General features: G+C 73.4%; 21 protein-coding genes. 11 read left to right on the top strand and 10 right to left on the bottom strand.

What is annotated here, in order from left to right; translation table 11 throughout:
- Positions 1-21: 21 nt before the first annotated feature.
- Positions 22-309 (bottom strand): hypothetical protein, encoded by a 288-nt coding sequence (locus KIS93_RS14460; protein WP_080046365.1) that lies wholly within the window; start codon positions 307-309, stop codon positions 22-24.
- Positions 310-512: 203 nt separating this feature from the next.
- Here KIS93_RS14460 and KIS93_RS14465 point away from each other — a divergent pair, with 203 nt between their 5' ends.
- The 6 genes from KIS93_RS14465 (at position 513) to KIS93_RS14490 (ending at position 9,014) form a co-directional block, all read left to right on the top strand.
- Entirely contained in the window at positions 513-1,826 is a 1,314-nt protein-coding gene (locus KIS93_RS14465) for an MFS transporter (protein ID WP_080046366.1), read from the top strand.
- A gap of 1 nt (position 1,827) precedes the next feature.
- Positions 1,828-3,840: a molybdopterin oxidoreductase family protein gene (locus tag KIS93_RS14470; RefSeq protein WP_155129422.1), complete on the top strand. Its 2,013-nt coding sequence runs from the start codon at positions 1,828-1,830 to the stop codon at positions 3,838-3,840.
- Positions 3,837-5,231 (top strand): FAD-dependent oxidoreductase, encoded by a 1,395-nt coding sequence (locus KIS93_RS14475; protein WP_080046368.1) that lies wholly within the window; start codon positions 3,837-3,839, stop codon positions 5,229-5,231. Before KIS93_RS14470 ends, KIS93_RS14475 begins: the two co-directional genes overlap by 4 nt.
- Positions 5,228-7,657 carry a nitrite reductase large subunit NirB gene (nirB, locus tag KIS93_RS14480; RefSeq protein WP_080046369.1) on the top strand — a complete coding sequence of 810 codons (2,430 nt, stop codon included), beginning with the start codon at positions 5,228-5,230 and terminating at the stop codon, positions 7,655-7,657. Before KIS93_RS14475 ends, nirB begins: the two co-directional genes overlap by 4 nt.
- On the top strand, positions 7,654-8,001 hold the full coding sequence (gene nirD, locus KIS93_RS14485) for a nitrite reductase small subunit NirD (RefSeq protein WP_080046370.1): 348 nt from the start codon (positions 7,654-7,656) through the stop codon (positions 7,999-8,001). The genes nirB and nirD overlap by 4 nt, the downstream gene beginning before the upstream one ends.
- Positions 8,002-8,450: 449 nt before the next feature.
- Positions 8,451-9,014 (top strand): YybH family protein, encoded by a 564-nt coding sequence (locus KIS93_RS14490; RefSeq protein ID WP_080046371.1) that lies wholly within the window; start codon positions 8,451-8,453, stop codon positions 9,012-9,014.
- A gap of 537 nt (positions 9,015-9,551) precedes the next feature.
- Here KIS93_RS14490 and KIS93_RS14495 read toward each other — a convergent pair.
- Positions 9,552-9,797 (bottom strand): hypothetical protein, encoded by a 246-nt coding sequence (locus KIS93_RS14495; protein WP_155129425.1) that lies wholly within the window; start codon positions 9,795-9,797, stop codon positions 9,552-9,554.
- Positions 9,798-9,950: 153 nt separating this feature from the next.
- Between KIS93_RS14495 and KIS93_RS14500 the strand changes: the two genes are divergently transcribed.
- The 4 genes from KIS93_RS14500 (at position 9,951) to KIS93_RS14515 (ending at position 15,521) form a co-directional block, all read left to right on the top strand.
- Positions 9,951-10,673 carry a hypothetical protein gene (locus tag KIS93_RS14500; RefSeq protein ID WP_186404223.1) on the top strand — a complete coding sequence of 241 codons (723 nt, stop codon included), beginning with the start codon at positions 9,951-9,953 and terminating at the stop codon, positions 10,671-10,673.
- A 159-nt stretch (positions 10,674-10,832) separates the two neighbouring features.
- Positions 10,833-11,795, top strand: coding sequence for a hypothetical protein (locus KIS93_RS14505; protein WP_186404224.1), 963 nt, complete (start codon positions 10,833-10,835; stop codon positions 11,793-11,795).
- Between the two features lie 931 nt (positions 11,796-12,726).
- Positions 12,727-14,925 carry a hypothetical protein gene (locus tag KIS93_RS14510; RefSeq protein ID WP_186404225.1) on the top strand — a complete coding sequence of 733 codons (2,199 nt, stop codon included), beginning with the start codon at positions 12,727-12,729 and terminating at the stop codon, positions 14,923-14,925.
- The gene (locus KIS93_RS14515; protein ID WP_186404226.1) at positions 14,925-15,521 is read left to right on the top strand and encodes an SCO7613 C-terminal domain-containing membrane protein; all 597 of its coding nucleotides are present in this window, start codon (positions 14,925-14,927) and stop codon (positions 15,519-15,521) included. Before KIS93_RS14510 ends, KIS93_RS14515 begins: the two co-directional genes overlap by 1 nt.
- Positions 15,522-15,600: 79 nt before the next feature.
- Here the strand turns inward: KIS93_RS14515 and KIS93_RS14520 are convergent, their stop codons facing one another.
- Complete coding sequence (locus KIS93_RS14520) at positions 15,601-16,260, bottom strand: FadR/GntR family transcriptional regulator (protein ID WP_080046377.1); 660 nt, start codon at positions 16,258-16,260, stop codon at positions 15,601-15,603.
- A gap of 62 nt (positions 16,261-16,322) precedes the next feature.
- Entirely contained in the window at positions 16,323-17,369 is a 1,047-nt protein-coding gene (locus KIS93_RS14525; RefSeq protein WP_080046378.1) for an ADP-ribosylglycohydrolase family protein, read from the bottom strand.
- Positions 17,370-17,445: 76 nt separating this feature from the next.
- On the opposite strand from KIS93_RS14525, the gene KIS93_RS14530 reads away from it, so the two are divergent.
- Entirely contained in the window at positions 17,446-19,371 is a 1,926-nt protein-coding gene (locus tag KIS93_RS14530) for a Xaa-Pro dipeptidyl-peptidase (RefSeq protein WP_186404227.1), read from the top strand.
- Positions 19,372-19,818: 447 nt separating this feature from the next.
- Here KIS93_RS14530 and KIS93_RS14535 read toward each other — a convergent pair whose 3' ends face one another.
- From KIS93_RS14535 to KIS93_RS14560, 6 genes are all read right to left on the bottom strand, one after another.
- The gene (locus KIS93_RS14535; RefSeq protein ID WP_080046380.1) at positions 19,819-21,648 is read right to left on the bottom strand and encodes an RNA polymerase sigma factor; all 1,830 of its coding nucleotides are present in this window, start codon (positions 21,646-21,648) and stop codon (positions 19,819-19,821) included.
- Positions 21,649-21,693: 45 nt separating this feature from the next.
- On the bottom strand, positions 21,694-22,857 hold the full coding sequence (locus tag KIS93_RS14540) for an FAD-dependent oxidoreductase (RefSeq protein WP_080046381.1): 1,164 nt from the start codon (positions 22,855-22,857) through the stop codon (positions 21,694-21,696).
- Positions 22,854-23,597, bottom strand: a complete 744-nt coding sequence (locus KIS93_RS14545; protein ID WP_080046382.1) for a maleate cis-trans isomerase family protein — start codon at positions 23,595-23,597, stop codon at positions 22,854-22,856. Before KIS93_RS14545 ends, KIS93_RS14540 begins: the two co-directional genes overlap by 4 nt.
- Before the next feature lie 76 nt (positions 23,598-23,673).
- Positions 23,674-23,886 (bottom strand): hypothetical protein, encoded by a 213-nt coding sequence (locus KIS93_RS14550; protein ID WP_155126247.1) that lies wholly within the window; start codon positions 23,884-23,886, stop codon positions 23,674-23,676.
- Between the two features lie 8 nt (positions 23,887-23,894).
- Positions 23,895-24,467 carry a hypothetical protein gene (locus tag KIS93_RS14555; protein WP_155129434.1) on the bottom strand — a complete coding sequence of 191 codons (573 nt, stop codon included), beginning with the start codon at positions 24,465-24,467 and terminating at the stop codon, positions 23,895-23,897.
- 236 nt (positions 24,468-24,703) lie between these two features.
- Entirely contained in the window at positions 24,704-25,438 is a 735-nt protein-coding gene (locus KIS93_RS14560; RefSeq protein WP_080046384.1) for a hypothetical protein, read from the bottom strand.
- Between the last annotated feature and the right edge of the window lie 101 nt (positions 25,439-25,539).

The raw sequence follows: 25,539 nt of genomic DNA on the forward strand, positions 1-25,539 counted from the left end.
TGACCTGCGTGACACATCCGCTTAAACGCCGGCGTGCGAGCGGGACCGCGTGCTCTCCTGCTCGAACATCCCGACGGACGGCTCCTCGAGGTCGCGGTGGGTCTCCTCCATGCGCAGCGCGACGCCCATCGCGAAGAACGTGGGCGCCCATTCCCCGACGAAGATGCCCCACCGGTCGGCCCGGTCGAGGCCTGCCGACTCGGCGTTCTTGGACAATATCCAGCTCGCGAAGGCCAGGCCGATCGAGGCCAGCCCCGCGGTGTACATGTGACCGGACTTCACGCCCATCTGGTGCAGCTTTTTGATCATGTTTCCCCCCCTTGCTCAAGTGCTGTTACCCCAGGGCCGGAGAGGTAACCGATCATTACCGGCATGTTTCCACGGTGACGCTTGTGCGCGGCTTGTTACCGAGGTGAATCACATGTAACCGGCGCACAGCCACGCAGGGTCAAAGTGCGTAACGAGCCCTTCCTACCTTGGAGATCCCCGGACGCCGAGCGTAGGAGAGGTCGATGGCGCGCTGGATCGCCGAGTGGCACCCCGATGACCCAGCATTCTGGGAGAGTTCAGGCAAGAGAGTCGCACGCCGCAACCTGATCTTCTCGATCCTGGCCGAGCACCTCGGCTTCACGGTATGGACGTTGTGGAGCATCGTGGCGACCAAGATGGGGTCGTACGAGTTCACCACCGACGAGCTGTTCTGGCTGGTCGCCCTGCCGAACCTGATCGGCTCGGTGCTGCGGGTGCCCTACACCTTCGGGCCCGCCAAGATCGGTGGCCGCAACTTCACCGTGGTCAGCGCGACGCTGCTGCTCATCCCCGCCGTGCTGCTCAGCGTGGCGGTGAACAACCCGGGCACGCCCTACTGGCTCTTCCTCGTGATCGCGGCGCTGGCCGGCTTCGGCGGCGGCAACTTCGCCTCCAGCATGGCCAACATCACCTACTTCTACCCGCGCAACAAGCAGGGCGTCGCCCTCGGGCTCAACGCCGCCGGCGGCAACATCGGCGTCAGCTCCGTCCAGCTCGTCATGCCGCTGGTGATCGGCTCGCTCGGGCTGGCCGCCGCCGGCTGGTTCTGGATCCCGTTCATCGTCGTGGCCGCCGCCTGCGCCTTCTTCTTCATGGACAACCTGACCAGCGCCAAGGCCAACCCCCGCCAGCAGCTCGCGGTCGCCGGCAAGGCCCAGACCTGGATCATGTCCTTCCTCTACATCGGGACGTTCGGCTCGTTCATCGGCTACTCCACCGCCTTCCCCCTGCTGAGCAAGAGCCTGTTCCCCGACGCCCCGTTCACCGCCGTCGCCTTCGCCGGGCCGCTCATCGGCTCCCTGATCAGGCCCGTCGGCGGCTGGCTGGCCGACAAGCTCGGCGGCGCCCCCGTCACCCTGTGGAACTTCGCCGCCATGGGCGGCGGCGTCCTGCTCGTCTGGCTGGCCAGCACCTCCGGCAACTTCTGGATGTTCTTCCTGGCCTTCCAGCTCCTCTTCCTCACCTCCGGCATCGGCAACGGCTCCACCTACCGCATGATCCCGGCCATCTTCCAGGCCAAGGCCGTCGCCGAGCGCGGCGACGAGACCGAGGAGACCCTGCTGTACGGCAAGCGCCAGGCGTCGGCCGCCATCGGCATCATCTCGGCGGTCGGAGCGCTCGGCGGCTTCCTCATCAACCGGGCGTTCGGCATGGCCTTCGCCGCGGCCGGCACCCCGGCCCCCGCCTTCCTGGCCTTCGGAGTCTTCTACCTCTCCTGCCTGGCCCTGACCTGGTGGTGCTACACCCGCACCGTCGGCGTCAAGGTCGTCGCGAGCCTCGCCTATGCCCGGATCTGACATGACCAGGACACACTGCCCGTACTGCGCCCTGCAGTGCGGCATGGAGATCGGCCCCGGGCTGGCCATCAGCCCCAGGACCGACATCCCGGCCAACGCCTCGGGGGCGCTGTGCCAGAAGGGATGGACGGCGGGCGAGCTGCTCACCAACGGCGAGCGCCTGACCACCCCCCTCCTGCACGGCGAGCCCGTGGAATGGGACGTCGCCCTGGACTACGTGGCGTACCGGTTGTCCGCCATCCGCGCCGAGCACGGCCCCGACGCCGTGGCCGTGTTCGGCGGGGGTGGGCTGACCAACGAGAAGGCGTACACGCTCGGCAAGTTCGCCCGCGTCGCCCTCGGCACCAGCCAGATCGACTACAACGGCCGCTTCTGCATGTCCTCGGCCGCCGCCGCCTCCATCAAGGCGTTCGGCATGGACCGGGGCATGCCGTTCCCGATCACCGACCTGGACGACGCCGACGTCGTCATGATCGCCGGCGGGAACGTCGCCGAGACCATGCCCCCGTTCGTGCGCCACCTGGACGGGCCGCGCCTGATCGTCATCGACCCGCGCCGCACCCAGACCGCCAAGCTGGCCTGGCTGCACCTGCAGCCCACACCCGGCACCGACCTGGCGCTCGCGCTCGGCCTGCTGCACCTCGCCATCGCCGACGGGCTGGTGGACGAGGAGTACGTCGCCGCCCGCACCACCGGCTTCGACGAGGTGCGCACCTCACTGTCGGCCTGGTGGCCCGAGCGGGTCGAGCGCATGACCGGGGTGCCCGTGCACCAGATGCGGCAGGCCGTGCGCGCCATGGCCGCCGTGGACAGGGCGTACATCCTGACCGGGCGCGGCGCCGAGCAGCACGCCAAGGGCACCGACACCGTCACCGCGTTCATCAACCTCGCCCTCGCGCTCGGCCTGCCCGGCAGGGAAGGCTCCGGGTACGGGTGCGTGACCGGGCAGGGCAACGGCCAGGGCGGCAGGGAGCACGGCCAGAAGGCCGACCAGCTCCCCGGCTACCGCAAGATCGACGACCCGGCCGCCCGCGAGCACATGGCCGGCATCTGGGGCATCCCCGCCGCGGACATCCCCGGCCCTGGGCGGTCGGCGTACGAGCTGCTCGACGCGCTCGGCACCCCGGAAGGGCCGAAGGCGCTGCTGCTGTTCGGCTCCAACCCGGTCATCTCCGCCCCGGCCGCCGAGCACGTCGCCGAGCGCATCGGCGCCCTCGACCTGCTCGTCACCTGCGACTTCGTCATGTCCGAGACCGCCGCGCTGGCCGACGTGGTCTTCCCCGTCACCCAGTGGGCCGAGGAGAGCGGCACCATGACGAACCTCGAAGGCCGCGTCCTGCTCCGCCGCCAGGCCGTCACGCCGCCCGAGGGCGTCAGGAGCGACCTCGACGTCATCGCCGCGCTGGCCGGGCGGCTGGGGCACACGTTCGAGACCGAGCCGGTCAAGGTCTTCGACGAGCTGCGCCGCGCCAGCGTCGGCGGGCCCGCCGACTACTCCGGCATCACCTACGAGCGCATCGCGGACGAGACCGGCGTCTTCTGGCCCTGCCCGTCGCCCGAGCACCCCGGCACGCCCCGCCCGTTCCTCGACCGGTTCGCCCACCCCGACGGCCGCGCCAGGTTCGTGCCCGTCCAGCACCGGCCCGCCGCCGAGGAGCCCGACGAGGACTACCCCGTGTACCTGAGCACCGGCCGGGTGCTCGCCCACTACCAGAGCGGCGCCCAGACCCGCAGGATCGCGCCGCTCGTCCAGGCCGCCCCCGAGCCGTACGTCGAGCTGCACCCCGACCTGGCCGAGCAGCTCGACATCACCGCCGGGGACGTCGTCCGCGTCAGCAGCAGAAGGGGCGACGCCAAGGCCGTCGTCAGGATCAGCGACGCCATCAGGCGCGACACCGTGTTCATGCCCTTCCACTGGGAGGGCGCCAACCGGCTCACCAACCCGGCACTCGACCCGACGTCGAGGATGCCGGAGTTCAAGGTCTGCGCGGTCAGGGTGGAGAGGGACTCATGAGGCTCGTCGTCGTGGGCAACGGAATGGCCGGGTCGCGGCTGGTGAGCGAGGTGCGCACCCGCGACCCCCACATGAAGATCACCATTTTCGGCGCGGAGTCGCGCCAGCCGTACAACCGGGTGCTGCTGTCCAACGTGCTGGCCGGCAGCTCCCGCCCCGAGCAGGTCCGCCTGCTCGACCCCTCCTGGTACGACGCGCACGACGTGGAGGCCGCCTTCGGCGACGCGGTCGCCCACATCGACCGCGACACCCGGCACGTCGTCACCGAGAGCGGCCGGCGCGAGCCGTACGACCTGCTGGTGCTGGCCACCGGCAGCGACGCCATCGTCCCGCCGATCCCCGGCGTCGAGCGGGCCATCCCGTTCCGCACCCTCGACGACTGCGAGCGCATCCTCGCCTCCGCCGAGAGCGCAGGCCGGGCCGTCGTCATCGGCGGCGGCCTGCTCGGCATCGAGGCCGCCCGCGGCCTGGCCGGGCGCGGCCTGCCGGTCACGCTGCTGCACCTGGCCGGACACCTCATGGAGCGCCAGCTCGACGTGGAGGCCGGGCTCGTCCTCGGCGAGACGCTGAACGGGCTCGGCGTCGAGATCCGCACCGGCGTCTCCGCCTCCGGCGTCGAGGAGCACGGCGTCCGGCTCGACGACGGCGAGCTCGTCGAGGCCGACCTCGTCATCCTGGCCTGCGGGGTGCGCCCCGTCACCGGCCTGGCCGCCGACGCCGGGCTCGAGGTGCGGCGCGGCGTCGTCGTGGACGACGAGCTGCGCACCGACGACCCGTCCATCTTCGCCATCGGCGAGTGCGCCGAGCACGACGGCACCGTCTACGGCCTGGTCGCCCCCGCCTGGGAGCAGGCCGCCGTCGCCGCCGACGTCATCACCGGCGGCAAGGCCCTCTACCACGGCTCCCGCCTGGTCACCCGGCTCAAGGCCAAGAGCGTCGAGCTGGCCGCCATGGGCGAGACCCAGCTCGGCGAGGAGCACGCCGAGGTCGTGCGCTTCAGCCACCGGGCGCGCGGCACCTACCGCAAGCTCGTCATCCAGAACGGCCGCCTCGTCGGCGCGATCCTGCTGGGCGAGAGCGACGCCGTCGGCACGCTCACCCAGCTCTTCGACCGGGGCGGGCCGGTGCCGGGCGACCGGGCCGGGCTGCTGTTCCCCGGGCTGGCCTCGGCGCCCGTCGCCGACAGCCCGACGCTGATGCCCGACGCGGCCAAGGTCTGCCAGTGCAACAACGTGACCAAGGGCCAGATCAGGGCGTGCTGGGAGGCCGGGGCCAGGGACGTGACCGCCGTCGCGGCGGCCACCAGGGCCACGACCGGATGCGGTACCTGCCGCGACGCCGTGGAAGGCATCGTCGGCTGGCTTTGTGAGCAGGAAGGGGTCTCAGTATGAACAGGATCGTCGTCGTAGGGTACGGACCGACGGCTCACCGGCTCGTCGAGACCCTGGCGGGCAAGGGCTTCGGCGGCACCGTCACCGTCATCGGGGAGGAGCCGCGGCCGGCGTACGACCGCGTGCACCTGACCTCGTACCTGTCCGGCACCAGCGCCGAAGACCTCACCTACGAGGTGCCGGCCGGCATCACGACCAGGCTGAACACCCGCGTCACCGGCATCGACCGCGAGGCCAGGCAGGTCACGCTGGCCGACGGCGGCGTCGAGCCGTACGACGTGCTCGTGCTGGCCACCGGCTCCGCGCCGTTCGTGCCGCCGGTGCCCGGCGCCGAGCACGCCTACGTCTACCGCACGATCGAGGACCTCGACGCGATCAGGACCGCCGCCAAGGACGCCGTGGAGGGCGTCGTCGTCGGCGGCGGCCTGCTCGGCCTGGAGGCCGCCGACGCGCTGCGGGCGCTCGGCCTCAAGGCGCACATCGTCGAGATGAGCCCCTGGCTGATGCCGCGCCAGGTGGACGAGGGCGGCGGCTCGGTGCTGAAGTCGCACATCGAGGGGCTCGGGCTGAGCGTGCACGCCGGCGCCGGCGTCCAGGAGATCGTCACCGACGACGCCGGCCAGGTGACCGGGCTGCGCAAGCCCGACGGCACCCTGATCGAGGCGCAGGTCGTGGTGTTCTCGGCGGGCATCAGGCCGCGCGACGAGCTGGCCAGGTCCTCGGGGCTGGAGGTCGGGCCGCGCGGCGGCATCGTCGTCGACGCCGGGATGCGCACCTCCGACCCCGCGATCTACGCCATCGGCGAGTGCGCGCTGGCCGGCGGCATGGTGTACGGGCTGGTCGGGCCGTGCAACACCATGGCCGAGGTGGCCGCCGACCGGATCATGGGCGGGGCCTCGGCGTTCGAGGGCGCCGACATGTCCACGAAGCTCAAGCTGCTCGGCGTCGAGGTCGCGCAGTTCGGGGCCATGGACGGGGCGCTCGACGTCACCTACATGGACCCCGTCGCCGGCGTCTACAAGAAGCTGTTCATCAGCGACGACGCCCAGACGCTGCTCGGCGGCATCTGCGTCGGCGACGCCTCGCCGTACACGTCGCTGCGGCCGTTCGTCGGCAAGGCCCTGCCCGCCTCGCCGTCCGACCTGCTGTTCAGCGGCGCGGGCGCGCAGCTCGACCTGCCGGACGAGGCGCAGGTCTGCTCCTGCAACAACGTGTGCGCGGGCGACATCCGCACCGCCATCGCCGACAAGGGCGTCACCGACGTGCCCGGCCTCAAGGCGTGCACGCGGGCCGGCACCACCTGCGGCAGCTGCGTGCCGATGCTCAAGCAGCTCCTGGAGAAGTCGGGCGTCGAGGTCAGCAAGGCTCTGTGCGAGCACTTCACGTACTCGCGGGCCGAGCTGTTCGACATCGTACGCGTGCGCGGCATCACGACGTTCTCCGAGCTCATCACCCAGCACGGGCAGGGCCGGGGCTGCGACATCTGCAAGCCGGCCGTGGCCTCGATCCTCGCCTCCCTGCACAACGGGCACGTGCTGGAGGGCGAGCGCGCCGCGCTCCAGGACACCAACGACGCCTTCCTCGCCAACATCCAGAAGAACGGCACGTACTCGGTCGTCCCGCGCATCCCCGGCGGCGAGATCACCCCCGAGAAGCTCATCGTGATCGGCGAGGTGGCCCGCGACTTCGGCCTCTACACCAAGATCACCGGCGGGCAGCGCATCGACCTGTTCGGGGCCCGCGTCGACCAGCTCCCCGAGATCTGGCGGCGGCTCGTGGACGCCGGCTTCGAGTCCGGCCACGCCTACGGCAAGGCGCTGCGCACCGTCAAGTCGTGCGTCGGCTCCACCTGGTGCCGCTACGGCGTCCAGGACTCCGTGGGCATGGCCATCGCGCTGGAGCTGCGCTACCGCGGCCTGCGCTCCCCGCACAAGCTCAAGTCGGCCGTCTCCGGCTGCGCCCGCGAATGCGCCGAGGCCCGCTCCAAGGACTTCGGCATCATCGCCACCGAGCAGGGCTGGAACCTGTACGTCGGCGGCAACGGCGGCTTCAAGCCCCGCCACGCCGACCTGCTCGCCAACGACCTGACCACCGACGAGCTGATCAGAACCATCGACCGCTTCCTCATGTTCTACATCCGCACGGCCGACAGGCTGCAACGCACGTCCACCTGGCTCGAGTCCCTGGACGGCGGGCTCGACTACCTCCGTGAGGTGATCATGGAAGATTCCCTGGGCATCTGCGCCGACCTGGACGCGCAGATGGAGCGGCACATCGCCACCTACGCCGACGAATGGGCCGCCACGCTCGACGACCCCGACAAGCTCAGCCGGTTCGTCAGCTTCGTCAACGCCCCCGGCGTGCCCGACCCGTCCATCGTCTTCGCCAGCGAGCGCGGCCAGATCAAGCCGGTGATGGCCCAGTGAACTGGACGACGATCTGCGCCTACGAGGCGCTGCTGCCGGAACGCGGAGTCTGCGCCCTCGTCGAGGGCACCCAAGTCGCCATCTTCCGCACCTACGAGGGCGAGCTCTACGCGCTGGGCAACCTCGACCCGTTCAGCGGGGCGTACGTGCTCTCACGCGGCATCGTCGGCACCCGGAAGGGCGAGCCGACCGTCGCCTCCCCCCTGCACAAGCAGGTGTTCTCCCTGGTGACCGGGCGCTGCCTGGACGACGAGACCGTGTCGGTGCCGTCCTACCCCGTGCGGGTGGGGGACGACGGTCGCGTCGAGGTCAGCCTCGAACAGCGGGTGGAGGTCGGCGTCTAGCGGGGGGCCGGGTCCGGGGCGTCGTCCAGCGGGGGCCGGGTCCAGGTCGTCGTCCAGCGGGGGCCGGGTTCAGGTCGTCCGCTCGCACGGCGGCTTGGGCGCGGCCCTTCCGGCTATTCCTCCGTGCCTATCTCGGCCGGGGGATAGACGTGCGCTCCCCGGTGCGCCGCCGGTAACACACAGCGGCGGCCCGACTCGACGCTTTCGCAACGCTCGGCGTCCTCGCGCTGGGGGAGTGGTTCGGGGTTCGCCTGGATTCGCGGCACTGAAGGGACGCTATCGGCGCCGCCGTACGCGCTGGTATCGGGGCGGCAACGATCACGGCTCTGACCGGTCTCGCCCATTCCTGTGAACCGCGACCGTGAGCAATACCGGGACCAGGCAAAGGTGTCGTGCGGAGTGCCTAAACCGCGCATTCGCCGACGACGCGCGGGGGCATCAAAGCGGCCATGAGCAAGATTTCTCAGCGCAGGGCACTCCTGCTGGCCGCGATCGTGCCCGCCCTCCTGGTCGCGGGCTGCTCCGCGGGGAACAACACCCAGGCGATGAAGGGCGCGGCGAGCCCCGGCACGCCCACCGACATGGACTCCATGTCCCCCGAGGAGAGCGACACCTCCTCCCCCGACGCCACCGACACGGGCGCCTCCCCGACGGACACGGCGGGCGGCGGGCAGGCCCAGACCGCCGTCCAGGGCTTCTTCAGCGCGGTGAAGTCCGGCAACGTCGACCAGGTCGTCAACTCCTTCTCCGACGACGCCGTCGCCGCCGTCAACGGCCAGGCCACGGCGGAGGGCAGCCAGGCGATCCGCACCCTCTTCCAGAAGCAGCTCCAGGGCAACGGCATGAAGCAGGCCACCCACACCATCGACGAGTCCCGCATGGCGGGGGACACCGACGCGATCGTCCGGTCCACCAGCAAGCAGGGCAGCGACGAGATGCGTGAGCTGTTCGTGCTCACCAAGGACGGCGAGGAGTGGAAGATCTCGCAGTTCATGAACAACAAGGCTTCGTGAGCTTGGGGCGGGCTTGAGCGGCCCGTTCGAGGGGGGGCGGAGGCCGGCGGCCGGTCGCTTGACGCGATCGGCCACCGGCCACCTGCCCCCGGCCTGGCACCGGCCCCTCGGCGAGCACGATCCGCCTACCAGCCGCCACCCCGCACCGCCCCGCTGATCCCGCCCCGCTGCCACCCCACCTGCTGCCGCCTTGCCGCCGGCCAGCGGTCGGCCTCGCCACCCACTCGCCTCCACCCGGCGCTCCACCTGCCTGCTGCCGTTCTCCTGCGCCGCGCTACCCTGCCCGCCGCGACCTCGCCGTGCCGCCCCACTCGCTGCCGATCCCGGCCCGCCGTGACCCCCGCCGCCGGCTCATGGCAGCTCCGCCAGCTCACCCGCCTTCGCCTGCCATCGTCCCGGCAAGGGGCCTCCAGTCGTTGTGCGGAGGGGAGCCTTGGGGTGAAACGCTGGCGGAAACCTTGGCCGTAACTAGCCGTATATTGCATGGTTATTGTGTGACATATCCAGGAATGCGCATGCGTGCGTACGCTATATGGGCTAATTCTGGGTGGTGTCGCCGGGAATCCGTGGGCGGATGCGGCGCTGGTCCACCAGTGCGAGGTAGACCGCGAAGGCGCCGCGTGCCCACATCTCCGCCTGTTGCGCGGTCAGCCTGATCTCCTCGCCCTCGTGCGAGACGATCATGTACTCGCCCACCGGCACCCTCCGCCACGCGACCAGGACGCTCTCATAGACGAGCACGTCGAGCATCGCGGTCAGATATTCACGCTCGGCGGCGGACACGGCGTAAGCCTCCTCGCTCCTCGCCGATTTATCGCCCTTGCCCACCATTGTGCGCGCCCTTTCGGGAAATGTCGCAGACCCATGTCGAAAAGCCGCCCGAATCCCGGAGAACCTCCACCCGCCCGCCGGTGTATCCACACCGGAGGTGGTCACATGAAGAGACTCCTGACCCTGTTGATCGCGACCCCGGCGCTGCTCCTCGCCCTCGGGGGCGCGCCGGCCGAGGCGTCCGGCGCGTGGGCGGTGACGTACCTGGATCCGGTGCCGCCCCGGTTCGAGAGCGGGACGTCGTACACGCTCGGCTTCTGGGTCCTGCAACACGGCACCCACCCGTTCGAGGGCTCGATGAACCCCGTCGGGCTGCGGCTCACGCGTGCCGACGGCAAGACCATGGAGTTCAAGGGCATCGGGCTGGCCGAGGCGGCGCACTACTCGGCGTCCGTGGTGGTGCCGAAGGGCGTGTGGAAGGTGGAGGGCATCCAGGGGCCGTTCCAGCCGTACGCGGTGGGCACACTGACCGTGCCCGGCGCCCTGCGGATCAACCCCCTGCCGCCTGGCCAGGCGGACATGATCGCGCAGACCGAGCAGCGCTACTGGGGTGACGTACGGCCACCCGGCTTCAAACCCGGCACCACGACCCCCGCCGCCGAGATGCCCGCCGCGTCCGCCGCCCCCGTGGTCACCGTCACGGCCTCCCCGCCCCCTCCGGCGCCCGCCTCGGACGGCGGCGTCCCCGCGTACACCCTGCTCCTGGCCGCAGCCGGCGGCGCGGTGGCGACATGGGCGGTGCTGGGACTCCCGGCAGCGCGACGGCGGCGGCGCGCGGAGGACGAACCGGACCGCACCCAGGAGGACACCATCGTGATTTCTGGGTAGGAGCGGGGGCAGACCGCCGGGGTGTGCTCCGACGCCCTCCTTCCCGAGCGGCCCGCGTCGGCGCCCACCCCGGCTCTCCCCTTTTCTCTTGAATCCGGGACAAATCCTTGGCGCGTGCGGCAGGGTCGGAAGTGTTGCCGATCTTCGTGAGGATCACGCATGGACTGGCCGAACTGCCCCTCCTGCGGCGTCGCCCTGACCGGAACGGTGGATGCCTGTCCCGAGTGCCGGCTGCTTCTGCACGGGCCCGCCGCCAGTGACTACCTGGATGTGGTGGCGGCGCTCGCCGAGCTCGACGGGCGGCGGGTGGAGTTGTTGCGGCGGCGGGAGGAGGCGCTCGCTGGGATGCGGGCGGCCACCGACGCCGCTCGTATCGCAGCGGATGCAGCGGATGCAGTGGACCCGGCGTCGGTGGTCGCCGGCGTGCCGGTGGTGGCTGAAGGTGTGCCGGTTGCGGGGGTGGGCGGGGAGGGGGAGCGGGGGCCGCGGCGGGATCTGTCGCATCGGGCGGTGCAGAATGTCCTGCTGCTGCTCGGTGGGACGCTGCTGTCCATCGCGGCGGTGGTGTTCACGCTGGTGAGCTGGCAGGTGCCAGCTTTGCGGGCGCTCATTCTGACCGTGTTCACGGTGGCGGTGCTGGCCGCGCCGTGGTTGCTCGTGCGGCGGCGGCTGGTGGCGACGGCCGAGACGGTGGCGTTGCTCGGGCTCGTGCTGATCCCCTTGGACGGGGTTGCCGTCATGCAGGTGTTCGGTGACGGTGGCGGTGGTGGTGCGGGGCCCGAAGTCGATTCGCTGTGGGGGTGGGCGGTTGCGGCTGCGGGGTTGAGTCTGGTCTGGGCGGTGTACGCGTGGTGGGCGCCTCTGCGGTTGCCGACGCCGGTCGCGATCGTTCTGGCTCAGGTTCCGTTGCCGCTGGCGGCGCTGGCCGGGGTGGGTTCGGGGCCGCTCGATGACGTGCCGGGCCTGGCGGGGGCGCTGGTGGTCGATGCCGCGTTCGACCTGGTGTTGTGGCGGGTGGCGCGCAGGGCTCGGGTCGCGGTTGAGTACGTGACGACGGCCGTGGCCGGGCGGTGGCGTGGGTCGGCGGGGTGGGGGTCGCAGCGTTCGCGATGGTGGTGGTGATGGCCGGTGACGGGTTCGTTCCCATCACGGATCCTCGGCCCGTTCTGGTGACGGGGCTTTCGCCCGGGGTGGGGCTCGTGCTGGGTGGGGCGGCGGTGGTGGCCGTTCTGTGGGCGGGCGCTACTCGGGGCAGGGGTGCCCGGCTGGTGATCGGGGCGGGTGGGGCGCTCGCCGGCGTGGGCGCCGGGTGTGCTCTGACCGCCTCCGTCGTGCCTGGCGTGGACGGGGCCGCGGTGGCCGCCTGCGCGGCGTCGCTGGTCCTGGTCGTGGCGCTGTGGCTGCCTGCTCGGCTGCGGGACGGCGTTCGTACGGGTGGCGCGCTCGTCCTCGGCGTGGCCGCATGCTTGCAGGCGCAGGCCGTGATCGCGGTGGCGCTCGGCCCCCTTGGGTGGCTCACCTCCGCCTGGGGGGAGCGGGCCGGGCGCGCGTCCGAGCTGCTCGGGCCCGATCTTCGCTGGGACGACGCCGGGGCCGCGCCCGTGGTGATGGCGGCCGTGGCGGTGGGGTCGGCGCTCGTGCCGGCCGGGCGTGAGGGTTGGACGCCTGCGTTACGGCGGATGTCCTGCCTGGTCAGTGGGTGTCTGGCTGTGGTCATGGCGCCGGTGTCGGCGGGGCTGGGGTACGAGGTGGGGCTCGGCGTGGTCGTGGCGCTCGCCTCCGCGCTGATGTGGCGGGCGGCTGCTCACAGGCCCGCGTCGGGCGGTGGCGGGGCCGGGTCGAGCGGGCGCGGTGGCGTGGGGGTGTTGTGGGTCGGCGGGTATCTGGGTGGGCTGGCCATGTGCTGGGGGCTGGCCGATCGGACGGCCAGTGTGACGGTGGCCGGCGTGCTGGCGGTGGTGTGGGCCGGGTGTGCCGTGGCCGGCCGGACGAAGGGCGTGCAGGCCGTGGGCGGGGCCGGGGCGACGGTGGCAGCGGGGATGCTGGTCTGGGGATGTTCGGGAGCGGGCTGGCGGCGGCCGTGGCGATGCTGGGCGTGCGGGCCGGCACACTCGTCGTCACCCGGCCGTCCCGGAAGCTGGCCGCCGCCGTCGTACGGGCCGGGCGCACCAGCACCACCCTGGCGCTCGGCATCCTCGACCGGTTGACCAGGCTCGTACGGCCCGGCGGCAGGACGGCGGTCGAGGCGGCGGCCATGGTGGTGGCGTTGCTGGCGCTGGCCCAGTACAGGTTCGGACCGGAGCACGTAACCGCTGGTGAGGGGCTGCCGCTCCTGCCGGGGCGGCTGGGTGACGAGATGCCGGCGCTGCTGCTGGCGGTCGGCGCGGTGCTGGCGGCGGCCTCCGCGTGGCGCCGCCCCCGGGGAGCGTGGCGGACGGTGGCGGCGGTCGAGGCGTGCCTGCTGGCCGTGCTGGCGCCGCTGCCGCTCAGCGGGGCCGCCGTGCCCGCGCTCGTCGGCCCGTACGGCTGGCTGACCCACGCCTGGGCCGGTGCGGCGGAAGGGGCGCGTGCGGCGCTCAGCCCGGCGGGGCCGTGGCAGGCGCAGCCGCTGCTGATGCCCGTGCTGGTGCTGGCCGGGGCGGCCGGCGCGCTCGCCGTGTGGGCGCGCTGGGGCAGGCAGGCCGCCATGGGGGTGGCCGGGATCGCGTTCCCGGTGGCGGCGACGGCGTTGCCGGTGGTGGCAGACCTGCCGTACTGGGCGGCGCTGGCGTTCCTCGTCGCGCTGACGGCCGCGCTGGCGCTCTGGTCGGCGGTGAGCCGGTCGGCGGCGGGCGGGGCGAGCCTGTGGACGGCGACGCTGGCCGTGTCCTGGTCGCTGGCCGACCGGACGGCGACGCTCGCGGTGCTGGCGGCGATCGCGGTGACGGCGCTGCTGTGTGCGGTCCGGGGCAAGGGGTCGCCGGTGACGAGCGTGGCCGCGACCGTCACCGGGCTGGCCGTCGGGGCGGAGAGCGTGGCCGCGGCGCTGGGCGGCGGCCTCGGACGGTCGGACGCCGCGCTGGTCCTGCTCCTGGTGATCGTGCTGCTGTCGCGGGCCGCCGCGCTGCCCGTCCTGCCCGCCGCCGTGGCGGGGCCGCTCGGGGCGGCGGCGCTGGCGTTGTGGCCGGTGGCGATGCTGCTGGCACGGGACGTGGCCCGGCTGTCCCTGGTGCTGGCCGCCGGCGGGCTGGCGCTGGCCGCGTCGGCGTGGCGGCTGAAGGGCGCGGTCAGGCCCGGGGCGTACGCGCTGGCGGGCGCGGCGTCCGCGGTGGCGGTCCTGCCGCACGTGCCGGTGTGGGCGGAGGTGCTGGGGTTCCCGTACCAGGGGGTCGGGCGGCCGTGGCGGGAGCTGTTCGGCGGGTGGGTGCCGCGACCGGAGGTGTGGGACTCCGGGCTGCCGATGGTTGCGGGCTTCAGTTTTGTAAGGGCGGAGGTGGCGACGGCGCTCGGCGCCGGGGTGTTCGCGGTGGCCACAGCCGTGATCATCGCGCGGCGGCTGCGCGGGGACGTGGCGGCGCGGTCCGTGGCGACCGTGGCCGTGCCGGTGTGCCTGGTCTTGGTGCCGCCCGTGGCTGAGCTGGCGTACCCGTGGGTGCTGATCTTCCACGGGGTGGTGCTGGTGGCGCTGGCCGTGCAGGCGTCCGCCGGAGCGGGGGCGGCCGGGGTGATGGCGTTGCTCGCGGGCGGGCACGTGGTGGCGTGGTCGCTGGACGTGGAGGCGTACACGCTGGCGGTCCTCGCCGGGATCACCCTGCTCGGCGTGGCGGCCTCGGGGTGGCGCGCGGGGCGGCGGCCCGGACAGGGGCGGCGGCGTCCGCGACCGTCGCGGCGGGTGGGCTGGCGGCGGCCTCGGCGCTGTCGGCGGGGCTGCCGGGGGAGGAGGCGGCGTTCGCGGTGCTGGGCGTCGCGGCCGTGGCCGTCCTCGCCGCGGCCCGGCTCGCGACCCTCCGGAGGGCGGTTCCTGGTGCGGCTCGGGCCGGGGCACTCGGACGGGTCGTCGTCCCTGCGGGGGCTCAGGCCGGGGCGGGCCCGCATGGGTCGGTCGAGGTTGTGGGCCGTGCTCAGGTGGTCGAGAGGGCGGAGGCGGTCGGCGGGGCTCAGGCGGTCGAGAGCGGCGGGGCGGTCGGCAGGGCCGGCGGGGTCGCCGTGGCCTTCGGGGTTGCGGAAGGGGCCGAGGTGGCGGGGTGGGGGGTGGCCGTTGCCGGGGTGGTGATGGCGGGGGGCGATCGCGGGCTGCTCAGCCTGGCGCTCGCCAGTGCCGGTGTGCTCGCGCTCCTCGTCGCCCTGCGTCCCGACCGGCGGGCCGCCGTGTGGGCCGGGCTGGGGCTGCTGCAGGTGGCGCTCTGGCTGCGGCTCGCGCTGTCCGGTGTCGTCGCGCCCGAGGCGTACACCGTGCCCCTGTCGGTGGCCGGGCTGGTCGGGGCGTGGCTGGCCAGGCGGCGCGATCCCGGGATCTCCTCCTGGAGCGGGTACGGCCTGGCGCTGGCGCTGACGTTCCTGCCCAGCGCGTACGCCGCCTGGCACGACCCCGGCCTGGCCAGGCCGCTGCTGCTGGGCGTGGCCGCGTTCGCCGCGACGCTGGCCGGGGCGCGGGCGCGGTTGCAGGCGCCGCTCATCCTCGGCGGGGCGGTGCTGGTGGTGACGGCGGCGCACGAGTTCGCGCCGGCGCTGGCCGAGCTGGTGGGTCAGGGGCCGCGCTGGGTGCCGATCGCGGTGGCGGGGGCGTTCCTGCTGTTCACCGGCGCCACGTACGAGCACCGGCTGCGCGACCTGCGCAAGATCCGCCGGCTGATCGTCAGGATGCGCTGAACCACGGCGAGGCACAGGCCACGCCAGCGCCGGCCGCGGAGGTCAGGGTTCTGCGGGCGCGGAGGGGCGCCGCGGTGGGTCAGAGGTGGCGTTCCTGCTGGTCGAGGATGGCGACCGAGACGGCGACCGCCTTCGCCGCGTCCCGCTCCTCGATCGCCTGCAACAGCTCCTCGTGCGAGCTGTCCGGCACCAGTGCCGCCTCCTCCTGGTCCCTGACGCTGTCGCGCAGCGCGTCGCTCATGCTGCGGTAGAGGTCGCCGAGCAGGGCGTTGTGGGCGGCGTCCGCGACCAGGAGGTGGAAGTCGACGTCGGCGTCGGCGAAGCCGTCGAGGTCGCCGGCCCGGCTGGCCGCGTTCCTGCGGGCGAGGGTGTCGCGCATGGCGGTCAGGTCGTCGTCGGTGCGGCGGCCGGCGGCGAGCCGGGCGGCGACGAGGTCGAGGCCGCGGCGGACGTCGATGATGTCCATGGCGGCGGCCGTGTCGAGCCGGCGCCGCAGCGCGACCTGGGACTCGTCGGTCGCGGTCACGTAGGTGCCGTCGCCCTGCCGCGTGTGCAGCAGCCCCGCGTGCGCCAGCACCCGCACCGCTTCCCGTACCGACAGCCGGCTCATGCCGAGGCTCTCCGCCAGCCGGCTCTCGGACGGGATCTTGGTGCCGACCGGCCACACCCCCGCGGCGATCTCCCGGCGGAGCTCGGCGATGGCGGCGTCGACGAGCGAGGTCCTGGCGACGTTACGCATGCACCTACTCCTGTTCGGCTGAAGAACCTCCACCCTAGATATTGCCGTACGGACGTGCCGGGTCAGACGAGCGCGGCGGCGAGGCGTTCGATCGTGGGGCGGCCCTCCAGCGGGGACAGCCAGGCGGCGGGCAGCGGCGCGGTGCCGTGCAGGGCGCCCAGCAGGTTCCCGCACACGGAGCCGGTCGAGTCGCTGTCGCCCGAGTGGTTGACCGACAGCAGCAGCGCCCGGTCCACGGCGGGCTCGGCCAGGGCGCAGTAGACGCCGATGGCCAGCGCCTCCTCCGCCACCCACGCGCCGCCCAGCGACTCGACGGCCTCCGGCGAGTGCCCGCCGGCGCTCGCCAGGTGCACGGCGGCGCGCAGGGCGGCGGTGGTCTCCTCGTGGCCGGGGTACCGGGCCAGCAGCTCCATCGTCTCGTGGACGGCCGGCTCCAGCGCCTGGCCGGCCATGAGGTGGGCGATGATTGCCGCGAACGCGCCCGCCGCGAGGTAACCGGTCGGGTGGCCGTGGGTGATCTGCGCGCAGGCCGCCGCCAGCTCGAACGCCTCCTGCGGCAGGCGGTTGACCAGCCCGAACGGGGCGGAGCGCATCACCGTTCCGCAGCCCTTGGAGTCGGGGTTCACCGGGCCCGGCACGCCCCACGCGGACGGGCCGGGGAACGGCCGGTGCAGGCCCGACAGGCAGGCGTTGCCGGGGGCGCGCCGCGAGTACAGCCAGCCCTCCTCGCGCAGGGTGCCGGTGTGGTGGGGGAGGGTCGCGGGCGGGGGAGCGGGGTGCTGCTGGGTGTCGAGCCAGCGCAGGTACGCCCGCCGCACCGCCTCGACGGCCGCCTCCCGCGCGTCGCCCCCGTCTTGGCCCTGGGTTTCGGTAGCGTGAGCTGCGGTGGCACGGGCGTCCAGCAGGCCCTCGACCGTGAAGAGGGTCATCTGGGTGTCGTCCGTGATCAGGCCGGTCCTGCCGCGCCAGGTCGCGACATATCCCGTGATGCCATCCGTCCCGTGATGCTTGCGGATGTCCCGCAACGACTGGAACTCGATCGGCGCGCCGAGCGCGTCACCGACCGCGCCGCCCAGAAGGCAGCCCCGTACCCGATCCAACACTTCCATGCCCTGGATATTGCCACCTTCCTGGCTCTTTGAGAGATTGCGCTTGTTTCGGCCAATCGTGTCCCGGAGGTCACGCGTGTCACAATTACGCCCCGCCCTCTTCGCCGTCGCCCTCACCCTCGCGATCGCGACTCCCGCCCAGGCCGCCGCAGCCGCTCCCGCGATCACCGTCCGGGACGGCCGCACGCAGCCGGTCTTCTCGTACGCGGACGCGGTTCGCGAGCACGTGTACGTCGAATCGCCCGTGGACAGCGACGCCGACGGCGCGCTCGACCGGGTCAGGGTGGACATCATCCGGCCCAAGGAGTCCGGCCCCGGGCTCAGGGTGCCGGTGATCATCGACGAGAGCCCGTACTACGACAACTCGGGACGCGGCAACGAGTCGGAACGCAAGGTCTACGACGCTGCCGGAAATGTCACGAAATTTCCGCTCTTCTACGACAACTACTTCGTCCCGCGCGGCTACGCCGTCCTGAACGTCGACATGCTCGGCACCACCCGCTCCGACGGCTGCCCCGACGTCGGCGGCAAGGCCGACGTGCTGGGCGGCAAGGCAGTCATCGACTGGCTCAACGGCCGCGCCAAGGCGTACAGGGCCGACGGCACCCCGGCCGTCGCCGACTGGACGACCGGCAGGTCCGCGATGATCGGCAAGTCGTACGACGGCACGCTCGCCAACGCCGTCGCCGCCACCGGCGTCGAAGGGCTCAAGACCATCGTGCCCATCTCGGCGATCAGCTCCTGGTACAAGTACCAGCGCTCGAACGGCGTCATCTACAACCTCGACTACGCCTCCTTCCTCGCCAACTACGTCGACACCGACCCCGACGCCAAGTGCCAGGCCGTCCGCGACAGGATGGACGCCGAGGACGGCGACGACACCGGAAACTACAACCGGTTCTGGGCCGAACGCGACTACATCAACGGCCTGCTCGCCGACGTCTCCAAGGTCAGGGCGAGCGTCTTCGTCGTGCACACCGTCAACGACCTCAACGTCAAACCCGACAACTTCTCCGCCTGGTGGAAGGCCCTGGCCGACCGGAACGTCCCGCGCAAGATCTGGGTCGGGCAGACCCAGCACGTGGACCCGTTCGACTTCCAAGGACGCAGGGACCTGTGGGTGGACACCCTGCACCGCTGGTTCGACCACTGGCTGCACGGCGTCCGCAACGGGATCATGAACGAGCCGCGCGCCGACGTCGAGATCGGCCCCGTCCAGTGGATCACCCAGCGCGACTGGCCCGCCCCGTACGCGATCAACGCGTCACTGCGGCCCGCCCCCGACGGCACGCTCGGCCTGCGCCCCGCCGCCGGCAACAGCACCGCGACCTTCACCGACGTCGCCATGAGCGAGAACGACATGGTGGCCGGCATCGGCACCCCGAACCCCGGCCGCGTCGCGTTCACCACCGGAGCGCTCCCGCTCGACCTGCGCCTGTCCGGCACACCCACCGCCGACCTGCGCGTCAAGCTCGACCGGCCCACCGCCAACCTGACCGCCCTCCTCGTCGACCTCGGCGATGCCACCCGCGTGGACTGGCGGCGCGGCCAGGGCATCACCACCCTCACCGAGGAGGACTGCCACGGCGAGAGCACCGCGGCCGACGACGCCTGCTACCGCAAGGTCGTCACCAACCTCGCCACCCGGCCCCTCGAGATCGTCGCGCGGGGCTGGATCGACGTCCAGAACCGGCAGTCACTCAGCCGACCCACACCCCTGCCGGCCGGCTCCTACGGGACGGTGCGGTGGCTGACGCTGCCGCAGGACTACACGTTCAAGAAGGGCCACCGGATCGCGCTCGTGGTCGCGGGCACCGACACCACGTACACCGACGAGGCCGGCACGGGGGCCGCCGTGACCCTCGACCTCTCCCGCAGCAGTGTGAACGTCCCGCTCGTGCTGGGGACACCGCTGGCGGACGTGCCTCAGGACGCCGCCACGTTCCGCGGGCCCGCCGAGGTGGAACTGCCCGAGCCTGAGACCGGGTTCCACTTCTTCTAACCCACCTCGACCCCCGCCGCACTCCGGCGGGGGTCGCTTGGGTTTTTACCGGCGCGCGAAACGGACGCCCAGCGCCCGGCGCTACGCCCGCGGCCACCCGGCAGGACGGTCGCGCGGGGCGGCGACCCGAGACGGCGGGTCGGTGTGCGGACGGCACCCTCGCAGCAGCGGCATGCGCCTGGGGTGCGTGGCACTGGCGGGGCGGCTCGCGTGGAGTGGACGGTGCCGCGCTTACGGCCCTATGGCGCGATGGTGGCGCTGGGCGCGGCCGATGCGGCGGGGCGGTGTGTGGGCGGCGCCTTCGGCACGGTGGCGGGTGCGGGCATGCACGTAGCAGGGGCCGGATGAGTGTCGCGGCGTGCGCGATGAGCCCCGCTTGTCCGTGCGGCGCGCACGACGGCCTCGCCCGCGCCGTGCAGAGCGCGACGGCTCCGCCTGCCGGAGGGGTCAGTCGCACGGGCGGTGGGGGTCGCCGTTGCGGACGCTGAGGGTGGTGCCGGAGTCCGCGGAGCGGGGGGACGTCCAGGAGATGCGTAGCGTCAGGGAGCCGCCGGCCCGGGTGATGCCGCCGGTGGTGCGGCCGTCGCCGGTCGTGTGGCCGGTCCAGCGGACGGTGATCCGCCCGTGCCGTTCCACCGCCCCCAGCTCGCACGCGTCCCGAGGGGCCTGGATGCGGAAGCGGTGGCCGGAGACGGTGATGCCGGCGGTGGCGGAGGTCGAGGTGATGGCGCAGCGGCCGGTGCACGACAGGGAGAACGTGCCGCTGCGTCCTGAGCCCAGTGACAGGGACGGCGGCGACAGGCGGGCCACGGGCGGGGCGGGGCGGGGGAGGGCGGTCTTCTTGGGGACGGAGCGGAGGCCCGAGCCGGCCAGGGTCTGGGTGGTGGCGGAGACGGTGGGGTCGGCGGGGGCGTTCAGGAGCAGGGTGGTCTGGGCGGCGGTCTTGGTGATCGTGGCCGGCTGGGACTGGGCGTTCAGCACGGCCCAGATGAGGCCGGCGGCGAGCAGGCCGACGCCGAGGATGAGGGCGAGCCGGGCCACGGCCCTGATCGGGGTGCCGGGCTCGGGGTCGTCGTCCTCGTCGGCGGGCAGCCGCCAGTATTCCTGCCACTGCGCCGCGTCCCCGTTCGCCGGTTGTTCGAGGGCGGACAGGGTGAGGCCGCCGTAGCGGACGATGGCGCCGCTCTGGTGGGTGCCGTTGCTCTCGCCCTTGATGGCGGTGGTGTAGACGAGCTTGTCGCCGTACGCGCCGCCGCGGAAGGGCCGGGTGCGGCTGGGCGGGGTGAAGGGGTGCCGGCCCCGTACGGCCGGCGCGCCCGGAGGCCCCAGGCCCGCGCCCGCCTGCTCAGGATCAGGATCAGGGCCGGGGATGGGGGCGGAGAGGGGAATGGGGCGCCCGGGGGGCTCCTGGTCGGCGGCGGCCGCGCCCGCCGCCGACCAGGGCTTTCCCGAGGTCGCCGTCGTGGGGCCGGCGACCTGGGCGGGCGGCGTGGTGTCGGCGACCGGAGGAGCCGGCGACGAGAGGCCGGTCTCCACCAGTGTGCGGGCCTGCACTGGAAAGCCGTCGGCCCGCCAGAGTGGCCCCTCGCCGGGCAACGGCTGCGCCGACGCCAGCCGGTTGGGAAGCGTGCCGGGCAGTGTCGCGATCGGCAGGCGGCGCAGCAGCGCGCCGGCCGTCATGGTCCTGGGCGCGGCCCGGCAGGTCGCGCAGGACTGGATGTGCCGGCCGATCCTGGCCCTGGCCCGCCGTCCTGGCGCGGCGACCCATTCGGCCATGCGCGCGGTCAGGACGGGGCAGCCGGCGCGGGAGCGGGCGGCGATGATCGCGGCGAACCATTCCTCCAGCCCGGCCGCGGCCCGCGCGACGATGGCGTGGACCTCGGGCTCGGGCAGCTCGAAGATGGCGGCGAGCTCGGCGTCGGCCAGGCCGTGCCGTACGGACAGGTCGAGGAGCTCGCGCTGGGGGCGTTCGAGGGAGAGCAGCGCTTCGGGCAGCAGCTCGGACATGCGGCCGGGCCGCGACCAGGAGCCGATGCTCGCGGGCTTGGCGACGACGGCCCGGTGGGCTCGGGCGACGGCGTACAGCCAGGGCCGTCTCAGGGCCGGATCGACCACGCGATCCGCGTACAGGTGGACGGTCATCGCGGCGCCGGCGACGGCCTGCTCGGCGTCGCCCGCGGCGAGCTCGGTGCGGCAGTAGTCGTAGAGGCGGGCGCCGTGCTTGTCGCACAGGTCACGAATGGCCTGGCGCGCGTCGTCCGACAGGGTTCGCCACATCCGGTGTCACCTCCTCCGTTCGGTACGCGGACGCTGGTTCGTGGTTCAGGTCCCCCCGGGGGTGTCGAGCAGCGACGCCTGCGCCAGGTAGGCGCGGGTGGCGTCGGGGTCGCCGGCGATGGCCCGCAGCCCGGCCATGGCGGCGGCGAGCCGGGCGCTGTCGCGTTCGCGCACTCCCGCCGGGCGGGTCTCGCCCCGGGGGATCACGCGGTGCAGCAGCACGGAGCGGCGCCGCCAGGCCCACGCCTCCAGCGCGGCGGGCCGGGCGGAGCCGTGGAGCACGGCCGCGAGGACCTGGCCGGCCTCGGCGGCGTCGTGGATGCCGGCGTTCATGTTGAGCCCGCCGACGGTGGAGGTCAGGTGCGCCGCGTCGCCGACGAACAGCACCCGCCCGCACCGGTACGACGTCAGCACGCCCCTGGACAGCCCGAACCGGTCGGCTCCGGTGATCCGGATCGGCTCGCCCGCGCCCGGCAGCGCCCTGCGGACCAGCAGCGACAGGTTGGGCGCGGACAGCGGCTCGTGCGTGTCGCAGGGGATCTTGAAGATGATCCGCCAGTGGTCGGGCAGGCCGAGCAGGGTGCACGACTGCTGCACGTCCCGCACGTACGTCAGCGGCGCGAGGCTGGGCAGCAGCCGGTCGAGCGGCGCGTCGGTGAAGACCCGCAGCGCCTGCGCCGGGCAGGCGGAGCGGGGGAACGGCAGGCCGAGCGAGCCGCGCACGGTGCTGTGGGCGCCGTCGGCGGCGATGAGGTACCGGGCCCGCGTCCAGGTGTGGCCGACGCGGACCCGGATGCCGGTGCCGCCCTCCGCCACGCCGTCCACGTGGGTGCCGAACCGCACGTCCACGTCCGGGTAGACGCTGAGGGCGGACAGCAGCAGCGGGGTCAGGCGGGCCTGGTCGGCGTGGATCCTGAAGGGGTGCTTGGTCAGGCCGTCGAGCCGGTTCATGCCCATCTCGGCCAGCACGATCCCCGACCGGTCGCGCCACTGCACCCGCTCCACGACCCGGCCCGCGGCGACCAGCCTGGACGCCACGCCGAGGTCGTCGAGCAGGTCGAGGGTGGCGGGGTGGAAGGTGCAGGCGCGCGCCTGCCGGGGCAGCTCGCTCTCGCGCTCCAGGACGGTGACCGGGATCCCGGCCCTGGCCAGGCAGAGCGCGGCGGTCAGCCCGGCGGGCCCGGCTCCTGCGACGATGACGCCGTTCATGGCCGGCCTCCGACGCGGGCCGCGGCGGCCATGTGGCGGCGGTACGGCACGCGGCTGAGCGTCACGTGCCGGCCGACGGCCTTGGACAGGGCCCACCAGGCCACGCAGAGGTTCGAGGTGAGCAGGGTACGGTCGTTGCCGCTGGTCAGCGGCCTGAGCACGGGCAGCGTGGGCAGCCCGGTGCCGGTGAACAGCAGCACGGCGTCGCCCGGCACCTCGGCCAGCTCGACCTGGCTGACCAGGGACGCGGGCGTGTGCCCGTAGGGGGAGTAGCCGTCGGGGGCGCGTACCTGGACGACCTGGGTGACGTTCAGCCCGGCCGTCTTCCAGAAGCGCTCGGCCAGGTCGGTCACCCACGGCTGGTACGGCGAGACCAGCACGATGTCGGTCACCATCACGTGCTCCAGCGCCTCGCGCGTGGCCTGCGTGGCGGAGGCGAACGGCACCCCTGTCGCGGCGGTCAGCTCGGCGCACTGCTCGCGGTCCTCGTCGGGGCCGAGCAGGTAGCGGGGCTCGCTGCAGGCCATGACCAGCGCGTCGAGCCGCAGCCCGTCGAACGCGCCGAGCATGGCGGGCACGGCGGAGTTGTAGCTCTCCAGCCGGTCGATCAGGGACCGTCCCGGCCGGGCGGGGAGGCGGGCGACGTGCATGTCGGCCCGCGAGCCGAGCAGCCGGGTCAGCTCGGGCTCGGCCGACGGGTTCGCGGGCGCCACGAGCACGCCGATCCTGCGGCGGCTCATGGTGTGCCCCGGACGGTGCGCATGGTCTTCTCCTCCTGTGCGGGAAGGTCTTCCGGTGCCGGAAGGCGAAGAGGTTTCAGGGGGTGCGGTGGTGGGTCAGGGCGTGGTCGATCTCGGTGATCGCCGCGACGGACACCTGCCGGATGCGGCGCAGCTGGTGCACGGTGCGCGCCGCTCCCTGGTCCTCTTCACGGGGTTTCCCGCCGGACGGTGGTGGGGGCGCGCCGGGTCGTACGCCCCGGGGGTGCACTTCGTGCGGTTGTGACCTGCGCAGCTCGTCGGTGAGCATGATCACTCCTATGTGGAGGCGGGTGGTGAGGGGTGCGGCGCGGAGAGGAGCCGGCGCGGTGTCGCCACCGGCTCCTCTCCGGCCGCGCGTCGGGGTGGAGGTCCGGTCTCACGTTCCGACGCCACGGCGACCCGCACCAGCGCCGTGGCGGCGAGCAGAACGGTGGCCGGCGGAACGGCCATGAGCACGCGGGCGTGCCCGGGCGACGGCCCCCTTGGGGGCGGCCGGTCGATCGGCATCGTGGCGCCCGTCACGGCGATCGTCCCGCCCGGCATCGCTGCCGTGCCGATGGTGCCGTCCAGGCCGGGAACACCGCCGTAGACGACCCTGCCGAGCCCGACGCGGCGGACGACCGGCATGGCCGGAGGCGCCGCCGCCATCGTGGCGGCCCTTGTGGGGCCGCCGTCCCGCCGCGGGTCGCGGGCACGCCGCCGCCGCGAGTTCAGCGGCAGGGCGGCGGGCGTGCGCGGGCGACCTCGCGGGCGGGAAGAAAGCCGGCCCCAGGCGCCACCCCTCGAGACGGCCAGCACGCCAGCCGCTACCGCGCTGGCCGTCAGCACCGCGCCGACTAGGTCGGGCACGTGCCGCACGGTGCCGGGGGGGTGGGGAAGCGCCGGGGCCAGCGCTTTGTGCGCCGCCACACGGGCCGCGTACGGGTCGCGCCGGCCGAGACCGGCCGGCGGCCGTGCGCCGCGGGGTGGCGGCGGTCGCCGGGACGCGAGCGGGATTCCCGCCGTCGCGCCCGGGCGGTGGGGGTCCGGAGGCGACGTCGGCGGGATGGCCGCCGTCGCGCCCGGGCAGTGGGGGGCCGGGGGTCTCATCGAGCCGTCACCGCGCTCTCGGCCACGTTCGGCACGCTGACGCAGACCATGCGCTCCGTCAGCCCGGCCCTGGGTCCGGCCGCGCGGGCGCGGGCCGGTGGTCCGGCTTCGCCGGCCGCGTGCGTACGGGCCGGCCCCGCACCGCCGGCCACCATGCGCGCGACCTTGGAGGCGAGCGCGAGATGCTCGGCGCAGCGCCGGCCCACCTTGGCCTCCAGGCCGGCCACCTGGGCCAGCCGCAGCCGCAGGGGCTCCAGCGACGAGCACCGTTCGAGGCCGTCGAGGTCGGCCAGCCGGGCGGGCCAGCGCAGGTCCTCGGCGCAGTGGGCCTCGACCTCGCCGGGCAGGTCCGCGGCGGGGAACCCCTCGTGACGCAGCCGGGTGGCGACCATGACGGCGGTGAACGCCGTCCGGTCGAAGTCGGCCAGCCGTCCGGTGAGGGCCGCGCCGAGCATCCTGACGCGGTGGCTCAGGCAGACCGCACTCCACCCGAGCAACAGCAGCCGGTCGGGGCCCGTCTCGGTGTGCCAGCCCGCCAGCCGCAGCTCGCGGGCCATCCGGTGGTAGTGGCGCCAGCGGTGGCCGGGGTCGTCGAGCCAGACCTGGACCCCGCCGAGCGGCAGGCTCGCGACGTGGACGCCGGGCCCGGCGACGCGGGCGCAGATGCGCTGGACCGCCGGCTCCTGGCCTGGGACGGCCGGGCCGTCCAGGAAGGTCGAATCCATGGTCACGTCCGGCCACCTCCTCGCAGGGGGATCTCTCCAGAACCCCTGAGGCTGTTAAGCCCCAGTTACCACGTGCTCCGATACTCCGCTTCTGCGGGGGGCTATGT

The organism is [Actinomadura] parvosata subsp. kistnae, from assembly GCF_900323885.1.
Taxonomy (GTDB): Bacteria; Actinomycetota; Actinomycetes; order Streptosporangiales; family Streptosporangiaceae; genus Nonomuraea; species Nonomuraea composti.